This is a genomic window from Prosthecobacter sp., assembly GCF_049294395.1.
Classification (GTDB): domain Bacteria; phylum Verrucomicrobiota; class Verrucomicrobiia; order Verrucomicrobiales; family Verrucomicrobiaceae; genus Prosthecobacter.
Genome location: NZ_JBAQCR010000334.1, coordinates 1 through 12205, shown reverse-complemented (window position 1 = coordinate 12205; position 12205 = coordinate 1). Strand labels below are relative to the sequence as shown.

The window sequence follows — 12205 nt, the reverse complement described above, 5'->3', positions numbered from 1 at the left end:
GCCTCGTGTTCTCCCAGAAGCTGGAGTGACAGCTTGATCTTGGAGGGATGGCCATGGCGCAGGGCGTTGTTGGCTGCTTCCTGGGCGATGCGGTAGATGTGCGTCTCTTTCTCCGAGTCCTCGATTTTGATGTCAGGATTGACCTCGCAGGTGCAAGAGGTGCGATGGTTGGTGCGGATCGTTTCAGCCAGCAGATGAAGTGCTCCGCCAAGTCCGCGATTTTTCACGGATGCCGGAGACAGGCTGTGGGACATGCGCCGGACTTCCTGAATGGCTTCCTGAATGAGATGGTGGATGCGGGCGGCGCTCTGGCGCTGATCACCGGTGAGTTCGGATTCGAGCGCTTCAATCAAGCTGGCCACTCCCGTCATCGTCTGCCCGACACCGTCATGCAGATTGTGTCCGATGCGCGCCTGCTCCTGCTCGGAGATTTTTAGAATTTCTTTTTGCAGCCGGTTACGCTCCGTCAGGTCCGTGCCGGTGACGATAATGCGGTCCACTACGCCTTCGGGGGTACGGGTGATGATGCTTGAAAGCGCGACGACATGGCGCTTGCGATCTTTGCCGATCAGCGTGACCTCCCGAGAGGCAATGTTGTTGCCGGCCAGCATTTCATTGAAGCGCTTTTGCGAACGTGCTTTTTCCGCAGCTTCCATGAAGTCTGATTTCCATGGTGGTTGCTTGCCGACCAGGTCTTTCCGTTTGTAGCCGAGCATTTGCAGGGTGGCTTCGTTAGCGTGGATCAGATTGCCGTGCCGGTCCAGCAGGATGATGATGGCCGAGGTGTGACTGGCCAGGATTTCATTGAAGCCGAGCTCCCGGCGGTAGTTTGCCTCCGCCAGCTTGCGGCTGGTGATGTCCTCCACCATGGCGAGCATCTGGTTGGGGTGTCCGCTCATGGTGCTGAGCAGAGAGGCATTGAGATTCACCCAGACCACGGAACCATCTGGACGCAGGTAGCGCTGTTCCACTTGAAACTCGGAGGACTTGGCTGCTTTGAGCTGCTTGTGCAGATGATGGTTCTTGGCGTGGTCATCCGGGTGCGTGATTGCATCAAAGGCAATCTTCAGCATGTCTTTGCGCGACCTGCCCACGATTGTGCAGAAGCGGCGGTTGACGTCCACGAAGCGGCCCGTGGTGAAATCCACGAGGCCGACACCTACGACGGCCTGCTCGAAGATGGCGCGGAAGCGAACCTCGCTCTCAATCAAAGCCTGCTCCGCCTGCTTGTGCTCGGTGATGTCCTGAAACGTGCCGATCAGCTTGACGGTTTGGCCGTTCTTGCGAATGGCGAATCCCTGAGTGCGCGCCCAGAAGCGCCGTCCTTTGGCGGTGAGGACCGGCAGTTCCAGATCGTAGGCGCTGCCGTGTTCGATGGCGGCTTTCACAGCTGCGCGGATGACCTGCTGCTCCTTGTTGGCGTAGAAGCTGATCGCTCGTTTCAGTGAAGGAGTCGTCTTGCTCTCGATCTCGAAAAGCCGGCAGGTTTCGAGGGACCAGAAGAGCTTCTTGGAGGCCACCTCCAGCTCCCAACCGCCGATTTTGGCCATCTCTCCGGTACGCTCGAGCAGCTCCGTCGTCCGGGCCAGAGATTGCTCCACCTGTTTGCGCTCCGTAATGTCCTGCATGATGGCGATGTGCCGCGATGGGGGCTCGCCTTTTTTCCACATGGGAGAAATCGTGAGGTTGATCCACGTGATGCTGCCATCGGCATGAAGGTGGCGTTTCTCAATGGTGTAGGTTTGGATCTTGCCGGCCTTCAGCCTCTCCATCTGCTCCAAATTCGCCTGCCAATCGTCTGGGTGGGCGATGTGCATGAAGGTTGTGGCCAGCATCTGCCTGCGTGTCAGCCGAGCAATGTCGCAGGCCCGTTGATTGACGTTGAGGAAACAGCCTGTGTTGCTGTCGATCAATGCCACGCCGACAGCGGCCTGCTCAAAGATGGCGCGGAACTGAGCATTGCTCTCCTGCATGGCGGCCTCGGCGGCCCGACGTGCGGAAGTGTCGGTCAGCAGAGCCATGGCCCCCACATAGACCCCCTGGTTGTTGGTGATGGGATTGGTGGAGACAAACGCCCACAGAGGCGTGCCGTCTTTGCGCATGTATTTGAACTCGAACTGATCCGAAATGCCTCTCTTCCGGTTCTTGATGTGCGTGGTCAGCAGGGCCTTGCCCTCATCGTCCAGAAAGTCGCTGATGGGGCGTCCGATCATTTCCTCCGGCTTGTAACCCATCATCTTCGCCATTTTGGGATTGACGTAGTCGGTGAGCGAACGGGCATCGATCGTCCAGATGCCTTCTTCAGCGGTCTGCACGATGCGGCGGTATAGCTCCTCGCTTTCATGCAGCGCCAGCTCTGAGTTGCGGCGTTTGGTGATGTCAATGATGCTGCCGGACAGGTGAGTCACACGGCCCCTGGCATCCATGATCGGGGTCACGGAAATCTTGCCGTATTTGATGCCCGATGAGTGAGCGTAGGTTTCATCCCAGCGAACGGTCTGATGGCTGCGGATTGATTTGCGGCATTGCTTAAGCACGCGTGTGCAGGATGGCTCGGGGATGATTTGTTCGATTCGTTTGCCGATCACCTGCTGCGGCCGCAGACCTGCGGCGGCGAGAAAGCGTCGGTTGGCAAAGTGGAAGCGCAACTGCTGCCCCGGCTCCACGGAAAGGCTGAAGAGGGCGGCGTCGACGCTGTTGTAAAACTGAGCCAGCTGTTCAGGGGTGGCAGCAGATTCACTTCCCTGAGTGAGTGATGCAGCAGAGGCCGTGGCTTTGCGCCGGGCCGCCGTCTGGGGAGATTTCTTCATGCAAGAATGCAGTCGCTTATTTTAACAGACCCGACCTTATCCATGGGGCAGGCGCGAAGCAAGCAGGATGGCAGGACGGTCAGACGACGATGGCGCTCGCCACAATCTCTGCAGCGAGCCCGGGAATCTTCGCGAGGGTCCTGGCAGGGGTGTCGCGCATGGCCGGCACATGCAGGGTGTCTTTTCCCAGGCTGTGCAGGAGACGATCCAAGGCCTGGCCGAAAGCGGTGACTGCGGCACTTTCCTCCTCTGCGTCATGACGCAGGTCATTGAGCAGGGCCACATGCTCGTAGCGCTGCAGCCATTCGTTGGCGCGGGGGCGGTAGCGTTCGATGATCAGGCGCATGAGACTTTCAGCGGAGCGGGGCTCGGCTTCGCGGAGGACCTGATAGACGAGGCAGCGGGCGACATCTGCCGCAGCAGTGATCAGTCCCGGTTCGTTGACCCCGATCTGGTCGTGAGCGAGGCTCCGGTGGCGGTGCTCGAAATGAAAGCCCAGATCCACCTGACACTGCTGCTCACCGGGCAGATGACGGAAGGCTTCGCAGAGAAGGGCGATTTCCAAGCCCCAGCCGCCGGGCAGGCAAAAGCATTCCAGTGCCTGCATGTCTGCGGCAAATTCGCCTGAGAGCGGGTAGCGGAAGCCGTCGAGATGTTCGAGCATGGGCTTCGAGCCCAGCACATCACGGCATGCCTGAATGAGGGGGAAGATTAGCAGCCGAGTCACGCGGCCATAAAGCCGGTCCGAGACACGGCTGTAGTAGCCTTTGGCAAACCGATAATTCATGCGCGGATGCAGCAGCGGATAGCAGAGCCGCCACAGCAGGTCACGGCTGTAGTTCAGGATGTCAGTGTCATGGCTGACGATGACGCCGCCAAAATTGCGCGCATGAAGGTAGGCGATGCCCATCCAGATGTTAGAGCCTTTTCCTGCATGGGGCCCGGCGAGTCCGGCCTGATCCATGCGCTGATAGACTTGGGAGAGCTGCGGCCCGTCATTCCAAAGAATGTGGGCTGTCTTGCCGCGCAGATTTTTGCGGATGAGCACCAGGGCCCGCTCGAGTTCGGCGGCGTCCATTCCATTCATGCTCAGAATCACCTCGGAGATGTGACCTGCCTGGGAGACCTCTTCAAGAATGCGAGGAAGGGCGGGGCGCTCGCACTCGGCATAGAGCGCGGGCAGCAGCAGGGCCACCGGTTTGTCCCGCGCCCAGTCCAGCATCTCAGTTTCACGGGCGGAACTGTCCGCGTGTGCCAGGTGGTGGAGGGTGGGCACGCGCGCGTGCTGATAAAAATCTGCCATGGAGATTGGAGAAACCCTCAATTACACAGTCCCGGCGCTGCGTGAAATGAAAATGTTCAAATCTGCACGGAGCTGCTGCCGTCCGCGTGCTGCTTTTCTGAACTGTCGTCATCCGCTCCATTGAGTGCCAATGTCTCTGCCTCGGGGTCGATCTCCACCGTTTCCGCCTCGATCTCGATCTCCTGCCGCCATTTGCGCGAGACCCATGGACGTACCAAGCCATACAGCAAGTAACTGACAAACAGAACGGCGGGCATCCAGTGCCAGTTCATGACCGTGAAGGCGATGACGAAGATGGTGACCAGCACCCAGTGAAAGGAGCGTTTCGTGCGCCAGTTCACGGCCTTGAAACTGGGGTATTCCAGATTGCTCACCATCAGGTAGGAAAGGAGTGCCATCAGGCCTGCAAGAGCATACTTCCAGTTGCCGATCTCGCGCTCGGTACTGTCCAGCCAGATGATGAGCAGGGTCAAAGAGGAAATCACACCTGCCGCCGCCGGGATGGGACAGCCGCGGAAGCCTTTCATGCTGCTTTTCACATCCGCCGCTGCGAGGCAGTTGAACCGCGCCAGGCGCATGGCACCGCACACCAGATAGACGCATGAGATCAGCCAGCCGAGGCCTTTGGGGGTGTCGATCTCTTTTAGCACAATATCATGCACCAGCAGTGCCGGTGCCACACCGAAGGAGACGATGTCCGCCAGGGAATCCAGCTCCCGCCCAAAGGGGCTCTCTGTGCCGCCCATGCGCGCCACGCGGCCGTCGAGCGCATCGAACAAGCAGGCGAGGAGGATGAAGACGATGGCGTAGTGGTAGTGCTGGTAATTGTTGAGATCGACCGACGTGGTCATCGCCAGATGGCGGCCGTCAAAGATCTCCAGGATGGCGACGAAACCGCAAAGAATGTTACCCGCCGTCATCAGAGTGGGCAGGACTGGGATGCGTGGCTCGAGTTCTTGAGACATGGCGTGCAAGGTGAATGCAGAATGAGGAATGTCGAGCCGAGAGAACGAAAGGGAGAGTCAAGGTGTGGACACGAGATCAATCCAGAAGCCTAGGCCATGCTTGGCTACTCTTACCAAGGCCTATCGGACGCGTGAGCCGTAGCGGTTTTATCGTACTGCCGTTGGGGCGTGCTGGCGGGCCTCCGCTTGCATTGGGTGGTTTTGCCGTTATGGCATGAATTTCCACCATGCCCACTGCTGAACTTCCGCCGCTGACCGGCGACATGACCATGAGCCAGGTGCTCCAGGCCTACCCTGGGGCGCAGAGGGCGTTGTTTGCGCGCTACCACATCGGCGGCTGCCGGAGCTGCGGCTTTCAGCCCGGCGAGACGTTGGCGCAGGTGTGCGAGCGGAATGAAAACATCCCCGTGGCGGAGGCCGTGGCGCACATTCAAGAGAGCCACAAGGGCGATGCCTCGCTGCAAATCTCCCCGCAGGAACTGGAAGTGCTGCTGCGCAACAAGCCGGATCTGGTACTGTTGGACGTGCGCACGCGTGAAGAACATGAGGCGGTGAAGCTCCCCGGCGCGCGCCTGCTGACGCAGGAGCTGGTGCAGGAAATCTTCACCAGTGGTGACAAGACGCAGACGGTGGTGCTGTATGATCACACCGGCTCACGCTCGCTGGATGCGGCGGCGTATTTCATCGGCCATGGGTTTGGCGAAACGAAATGCCTCACCGGCGGGATCGACGCCTACAGCAGTGAGATTGATCCAAGCCTGCCGCGCTATCGTATCGAAATTGAAGATTGAATCACGACCATGGACGAAGCCGCACTTCAGCAAGCCCTCACGGACACCCAAAACTTGGGCGAAATGCCCGACGCCGATGCCGTGGGCACCGTGGGAAGTCCTGATTGTGGCGACATGGTGCGCCTGTGGATCAAATACAAAGAAAAGGACGGCAGGAAGGTCATCGACAAGGCCAGCTTCCAGAGCTTTGGCTGCCAGACGGCCATCGCGGTGGCCAGCATCGCCACTGAATTGATTCGTGGCAAAACGAAGGAGGAAGCGCTCTCCATGTCTGCCGAGGAACTTAGCAAGCCTCTTGGTCCGCTGCCGCCCATGAAAATCCACTGTGGGCAGATGGTCGAAGGAGCACTGCGTGCTGCCTTGGAAGCCGAAAACAAACCCGCTGGTGCCGCTGCCTCTCCTGTTGTGTCCGATCAATCCGGCACTTTGGCCGATGCTCTTAGCGCCGCTGGCAAAACGCAGGGCAAAATCAAAATCGTCCTCACGAGCTAGTCTTTTCATTTTTTCATTCTCATTTCATCCATGCACTCCTCCCTTGAACTCAAACGCGAAGTCGATGCCGTACAGATTCCCAGTGGCGATCTGATCAAACTGCCACTCGGCATGAAGGTCATCATCACGCAGTCGCTTGGTGGCACCTACACGGTGGCTACAGACTTTGGTCTTGCCCGCATTCAGGCAGGTGACGTGGATGCCCTGGGTATTGATCCCGAAGCCAGCAAGAAGGAGCAGGACAGCAGTTCCTCAAACATCCCTGCGGATGTCAGCGATCTTGAAGGCCAGGTGTGGAATCAGCTCAAAAACGTCTATGACCCGGAAATTCCGGTCAATATCGTCGACCTAGGCCTTGTGTATGACTGCAAGGTCGAAGCCGATGCTGATGGCAAAAACAAAGCCATTGTGAAGATGACCCTCACAGCCCCAGGCTGCGGCATGGGGCCGACGATTGCCGCCGATGCGCAAAGCCGCATCATGACCATCGAAGACATGGACGACGCAGCCGTCGAACTCGTCTGGGATCCGGCATGGAATCAGGGGATGATCAGCGTCGAGGGAAAGATGAAGCTGGGGATGATCTGAGGGTTGGCATCTGGCGGATAGGTCTTCCAGCTGTCGTAGTCCCGAAACTCACAACGTGTGGATTAGAAGAGGATTGTGCGGTAAACCTGCCTTTCTGGCATCACCGCACGCTCCCATGCTCCACATGTCTTAGCAGCGCGCCGGGGACGATTTTGAAATCAAAGTCCGGGACGGCTTCGGCGGCGAGGGTGGAGATGCGGTGGTGGAGCTGATAGACGGCGGGGCGGGTGTCTTTGGAAGTGTCCACGTAGCGGTTGCAGAGGAAGATGACGAAGCTTCTGGAATAGGGATCAATCCAGAGCATCTGCCCGGTCCAGCCGGTGTGGCCGTAGCCGCCGATGGGGAAGAGGGCGCCACGGTGGAGACTGTAGTCGTGCGGCGGGGTGCGGTAGGGGGTGTCGATGTCCCAGCCGAGAGCGCGGCGCACGGGCAGGTTTTTGGCATCGGGGCTGGTCAGGCCGGCAGGGCTTTGCACGCTGGTCATCAGCCTGACGGTTTCGGGTTTGAGGATGCGGACGCCATCGAGTTCGCCGTGGTTCAGCATCATGCGGGCAAAGCGGGCCATGTCCGCCGTGGTGGTGAAGAGGGAGGCATGCGCCGAGACGCCGCCGGCTAGCCGGGCCACGGTGTCATCCACCAGTCCGCGCTCCGGCGCACTGGAAGGGGCGACACGTTTCAACTGCTCGCCGTCGGGACGAAAGACGGTGTCATTCATGCGCAGGGGGTGGAAGATTTCTGAGGTGCAGAATTCGTCAAACTTCCTGCCGGTCACGCGTTCGATCACGCCGCCAAGAAGCATGGTGCCCACGCTGCTGTAGGCAAACTGGGAGCCGGGCTCAAACAGGAGCTTCGTGTGGCAGATCTGCCCGACGGCTTCGTCGTGAGTGGTGAAGGGCTGTGTTTTGGGATTGAGATTGACCGGCAGCCCGGAGGTGTGCAGCAGCAGGTGGCGGAAGGTGATTTTCTCACGTCCTTCGCCGGTGAATTCCGGCAGGTGCTGTGAGACAGGGGCATCGAGCTTAAACAAGCCGCGCTCGATGCAGAGCATCGCCGCGCTGGCACCTGCCATGACTTTGGTGATGGAGGCCACATCAAAAAGGGTGTCTTCGGTCATCGCCTCAGCCGCAGGTTTCAGCGCGCGCTGACCGTAAGCTTTGTGGTAGGCCACGCCGTGGCTCTCCACCCACAGGGCGGCGCCGAGCAGCTTGGAATCTCGGATGGCCTGCCCGATGGTGGCATCCAGTTCATTGAGTTTTTCAACACGCAGCGCGGTTTTGGGAGCTTCTTCCGCATGCGCAGGGGCAGTTCCCCAAAAGATGGCGAGAAGGATCGCGACGAGTGTCCTGAGGTGTTTCATTTCGCCTTCGACGGCAGCAGCTTGAGGACTGCGGCGGCGACTTGCGCAGCTTGCATGGCCCTGCCTTCCGGCTTGTAGTGCAGCCCGTCGGAGCAGCACTCGGGGTGTGGCAGCATGAGCGCGTAAAGATCGTCCACGGGGATGCCTTCCTTTGCCATCAGTTCGGCGGCGATCCGGTTCCGCTCCTTCACGTTTTCGTTGCGTGCGTTGAGCTGCTCAAATTTGCCATTCACATGGGATGGTGTGCTGCTGGCCCAAATGAGCTTCGCCTTGGGCGCGAGCTTGCGGAGGTGAGCGAGCATGTGCGGCAGAAATTCGGCATACTCTTTTTCACTGACCGCACCGATGCCGTGCAGGCCGTTGTTGAAGTGAATCACGTCAAAGGTCTCCGCGCCGAGCACGGCGGCGATCTCGGCATGCAGGACGGGATCTCCCACACAGCGCGAGGTGGCGAGGCGCGCGACATAGGCCTTGCCGGTGAGCAGTTTCTCCACGTCGGGTCCGTAACCCTGGGTCACGGAGTCGCCGATGAGCAGCACGCGCGGCAGGTCGTGCTTGTTGGCGTTGGGCATCCAGATATTGCACCACTCGGTGCCTTCGCGCGGCACGACGCGGTCGGCGGCCGGGGTGAAGGTGGCCAGCGTGAGGAAAAGCAGGGCGAGTTTCATGAATTAGACTCCGGCGATGATCTTGTTGAGGCGGTCGTTGAATTCGGGCAGGGGCAGGCCGTTGTCTTCAACCGTGATCCAGCCGTTGTAACCGACATCGTCGAGGGCCTGACGCATTTTTGGCCAGTCGATGCTGCCATCCCGCGGATGCACGAACTTGCCGCTGTGGTTGTCCGGCGCGAGCGCGTAGTCCTTGATGTGGATCTTCTTGATGAGGCCGCCCAGCGTGTGGATCCAGTCGTGCACGGGCACAAGGTACTTCACATGGTTGCCCACGTCGTAGTAGGCCTTCACAAACGGGTGGTTGAAGGATGCGACGAAGTTTTTGTACAGGTCCGGACGCACCCAGAGGTTGTTCCAGACGTTCTCGAGGCCGATGATGACGTTGAGCTTCTCGGCCAGCGGAATGAGCTTCGACACCTGCTCCTTCGATCCGTCGGTCGATTTGTTTTGCAGCGCGATGTAGCGCTCGAAAGGTGTGTTGTCGCCCTTCACGACGCGGCTGACATGGCCTGTCTTTTCGTCGAACTCGATGTCGAATTCCCACGGCTGCGGCATCTTCACGGTCGGCCCGCCAACGCGGCAGGGGACGAGCAGGATCGTCTCAGCTCCGAGCCAGTTGGCCGTGCGCAGGGCTTGCTCCGTCACCGCGTAGCTCGCGGCGACCTGCCCCGGATCATCGCTGTTGAATTCCGCCCACCCGCGCAACACGGAATGCACCTTCAAACCGATGCCTTCGATGAGCTCACGCGCCTTTTTGGCCTCCGTTTCGTCATCAAAAAGATGGGAAACCTCCACGCCGTCGAATCCGGCCTCTTTGAGCTCACGCAGCGCCTTTTCCTCCGGCTTGCCGATGATCTTGGCCTTCTTGAGCACCGTTTTAAACGTTGCCGCGTGCGATGAGGAAAGGAATGAGAGTGAGGCAGCGCCAGCAGTGGCAAGGAATTGACGACGGGACGGAGCGGAAGCAGTTGGTTTCATCAGAGAGCCAAACGAGTCTGAAGCACGGTATATTGCCGTGCTTGAGGCAGGAAAGCGCAACTGTTGGAGCACCGGAACTCAAGAAACGAGTGCGGGTGAAAGTGGAGGGGGTCGGCTTCTTGCCCGCGATCCTCATGAAGCGTCTCATTTCGCTCAATTTTCGAGCGGTGGAGTCGATGAGATTTGACCTTCCTTGCGTGGCAGAGGCGAAGGTGACGGCCGTCCTTCGCTCTGAGGAGGGCATTCTTCGTCTGTTTAGTTGACGAAGAATGGCGGACAGGGAGGGATTCGAACCCTCGGTACCGATTAAGGTACACACGCTTTCCAGGCGTGCTCGTTAGACCACTCTGACACCTGTCCAAATTCTTGCTCCGGCAAAAGGAGAGCGCGGATAGTGGCGCAGTCGGAGAGACTGGCAAGCGATTTTGCCTGATGATTTTGGCTTTAGTGGGCCGGCTGCTCCGACTTCACCCATGCATGCACGATGTACGTGGAGGCTGAGGAGCCCAAAGCGGTGACGGCCTGCTCCTTGGTCAAGGAGGGGGAAGTGGAGGTGACAGTGACTTTTTGGGTGCCGGGTTTGTCTCCGGGAACAATCTGCACCCTGGAGACGCCTTCAAGCTTGGTGAAGGAGGCGGTGACGTGATCTTTGCAGCCGGCGCAGACCATGCCGGTCATCTCGGCGATGTAGTTGACGGGGGCATCTCCAGCCATGGCAGGCAGGGTGAGGAGGGTCAGAAGGGCGAAAAAGAAAGCAGGGCGTGTCATAAGCGAGGGGGTGGAAACAGATATACGATGACTTTGTGCATCCAAGTCCAAGTTTGTGCGGGGATGAAACGTTGATGTGGAGAATTTTTTCAGATAAAGATTTTTCCTGCACCCATCCGCGTTTTGCCTTGTTTAATTTTCCGACCATGAAATTGACTCAACTCCTGCCTCTGCTGGCCTTGGTGCTGGCATCTCCTGCCCCTGCGCAAACACCTGCGGCTGAACCTGAGAAACCTGCAAGCAAGGTGATTCTCACGCCAGCTCAGACGGAGCACATCCTCAAAGAGCTGCAAAAGGTGGAGGAGCAGATTGGCAAGGGCAGGGGCTCCGTTTTTGGAACGGCCATGGCAAAATTCCGCGAGGGAATGGCCAGTCCGGCGGCTGCTCTGGCGTTGTATCTGGACTGCTACAAGCTGGAGCACTTCGACCGCAAGAATCTGAAGCAAACAGATTTCATGGACTGGCGGAACAAGAATGAGGCAAATCTGAAAGATGAGGATTTCAAGCAGGCGCTGTGGCTGCAACTTGAGTACCTCGTGCTGACAATTCAGGCGCAGGAGATTGATGAACCCAAGAAAATGGCTCCGATCGTCAATTCGGTGCAGGCTTTTTTGGGCAAGGCAATCACTGCCGTTCAGGGAGCCACCACTCATTCGGCCTCAGGGGCCGTTACGGACAAGGACGCAAAGGGTGCTGGCCAGGGTGGCGGCGGTGGCGGGCGTAGAGGCGGTGGTGGCAACAACGTGCCTGCCGGAGACATCATGGGTACTCTGCGTCAGTCCGTGGCCAGTTCCGAATTTGCCAAAGCTTACTCTCTGGAAGACTTCTTGAAGCGGAAAGAATGGGAGTATCAGCCGCTGAATGTCAGGGGCATTTATTCCAACATTGTTTTCCCCTATTATCTGGCGGAAAAGCCCACTGATCTGCCTGCACAGTGGGATTCCCGCATGAGTGCGGAGGTGGCCATGCAAAAGGCCATCAAGAGTGAGACCGAATTCAATGAATTCTATAAAGATGCGGGCCCGCGCATGATCTGGGAAAAGGACAATTACCTGGTGCAGAACAATGTCACTCCAGTCAATGCGCTGGCAGACATGCTGAAGGTGATTCAGACCTACCCGAGCCATCCGGATGCCTTGAACTGGCTGAAGGAATTCCGTGATCTGGTGAAAGAAGTCTCCGAGCCAACTGCAGAAACGGCTCCGGTGGAAAAACCTGCGGGCTCGCAGTAGCCGAATTGCCCCCACATGACCCGCTGGCTTGCATCGGTGCTCCGCAGCTTTGGTCCTGCACTGGCGGGGCTGGCCTGGGCGCTGAAAACGCAGAGAAATCTTCAGGTGCATGGCCTCGCCACGGTGCTGGTGGCGGGCTTGGGCCTCTGGCTGAACCTGGCGGCCTGGGAGTGGTGTGTGGTGCTGCTGGCGGTGGGACTGGTTTTGGCGGCAGAACTGCTGAATACGGCGATCGAAGTCCTGGCGGACC

Annotated in this window: 12 protein-coding genes and 1 tRNA gene; 5 read left to right on the top strand and 8 right to left on the bottom strand. The window is 58.8% G+C overall.

The genetic code is table 11. The features are described 5' to 3' along the window. From WAW39_RS22020 to pssA, 3 genes are all read right to left on the bottom strand, one after another. Positions 1-2810: PAS domain S-box protein (locus WAW39_RS22020; RefSeq protein WP_422321313.1), on the bottom strand; the 2810-nt coding region annotated here is incomplete at its 3' end. A gap of 79 nt (positions 2811-2889) precedes the next feature. After that, complete coding sequence (locus WAW39_RS22015) at positions 2890-4113, bottom strand: hypothetical protein (RefSeq protein ID WP_422321312.1); 1224 nt, start codon at positions 4111-4113, stop codon at positions 2890-2892. Between the two features lie 56 nt (positions 4114-4169). Next, the gene (gene pssA / locus WAW39_RS22010) at positions 4170-5078 is read right to left on the bottom strand and encodes a CDP-diacylglycerol--serine O-phosphatidyltransferase (protein WP_422321311.1); all 909 of its coding nucleotides are present in this window, start codon (positions 5076-5078) and stop codon (positions 4170-4172) included. 227 nt (positions 5079-5305) lie between these two features. On the opposite strand from pssA, the gene WAW39_RS22005 reads away from it, so the two are divergent. Genes WAW39_RS22005 through sufT form a run of 3 tightly spaced genes read left to right on the top strand, consistent with a single transcriptional unit; the run spans position 5306 to position 6949 of the window. Continuing rightward, positions 5306-5869 (top strand): rhodanese-like domain-containing protein, encoded by a 564-nt coding sequence (locus WAW39_RS22005; RefSeq protein ID WP_422321310.1) that lies wholly within the window; start codon positions 5306-5308, stop codon positions 5867-5869. 9 nt (positions 5870-5878) lie between these two features. After that, positions 5879-6361 (top strand): iron-sulfur cluster assembly scaffold protein, encoded by a 483-nt coding sequence (locus tag WAW39_RS22000; protein ID WP_422321309.1) that lies wholly within the window; start codon positions 5879-5881, stop codon positions 6359-6361. A 30-nt stretch (positions 6362-6391) separates the two neighbouring features. Continuing rightward, on the top strand, positions 6392-6949 hold the full coding sequence (gene sufT / locus WAW39_RS21995) for a putative Fe-S cluster assembly protein SufT (protein WP_422321308.1): 558 nt from the start codon (positions 6392-6394) through the stop codon (positions 6947-6949). A gap of 100 nt (positions 6950-7049) precedes the next feature. Here sufT and WAW39_RS21990 read toward each other — a convergent pair whose 3' ends face one another. The 5 genes from WAW39_RS21990 to WAW39_RS21970 all read right to left on the bottom strand — a co-directional run bounded on the left by WAW39_RS21990 (position 7050) and on the right by WAW39_RS21970 (position 10723). Continuing rightward, positions 7050-8306: a serine hydrolase domain-containing protein gene (locus tag WAW39_RS21990; RefSeq protein WP_422321307.1), complete on the bottom strand. Its 1257-nt coding sequence runs from the start codon at positions 8304-8306 to the stop codon at positions 7050-7052. Beyond that, a complete protein-coding gene (locus WAW39_RS21985) occupies positions 8303-8974 on the bottom strand; it encodes an SGNH/GDSL hydrolase family protein (RefSeq protein WP_422321306.1) in 672 nt (223 codons plus the stop codon). The genes WAW39_RS21990 and WAW39_RS21985 overlap by 4 nt, the downstream gene beginning before the upstream one ends. Positions 8975-8977: 3 nt before the next feature. Continuing rightward, positions 8978-9955, bottom strand: coding sequence for a sugar phosphate isomerase/epimerase family protein (locus WAW39_RS21980; RefSeq protein WP_422321305.1), 978 nt, complete (start codon positions 9953-9955; stop codon positions 8978-8980). Between the two features lie 270 nt (positions 9956-10225). Further along, a tRNA-Ser gene (locus WAW39_RS21975) sits at positions 10226-10315 on the bottom strand. A gap of 84 nt (positions 10316-10399) precedes the next feature. After that, positions 10400-10723 (bottom strand): heavy-metal-associated domain-containing protein, encoded by a 324-nt coding sequence (locus WAW39_RS21970; protein WP_422321304.1) that lies wholly within the window; start codon positions 10721-10723, stop codon positions 10400-10402. A gap of 146 nt (positions 10724-10869) precedes the next feature. Between WAW39_RS21970 and WAW39_RS21965 the strand changes: the two genes are divergently transcribed. Together WAW39_RS21965 and WAW39_RS21960 are read left to right on the top strand one after the other, a co-directional pair. Beyond that, positions 10870-11955: a hypothetical protein gene (locus tag WAW39_RS21965; RefSeq protein ID WP_422321303.1), complete on the top strand. Its 1086-nt coding sequence runs from the start codon at positions 10870-10872 to the stop codon at positions 11953-11955. A 15-nt stretch (positions 11956-11970) separates the two neighbouring features. Next, positions 11971-12205, top strand: a 235-nt coding sequence (locus WAW39_RS21960) for a diacylglycerol kinase family protein (protein WP_422321302.1), incomplete at its 3' end; no start/stop codon positions are given.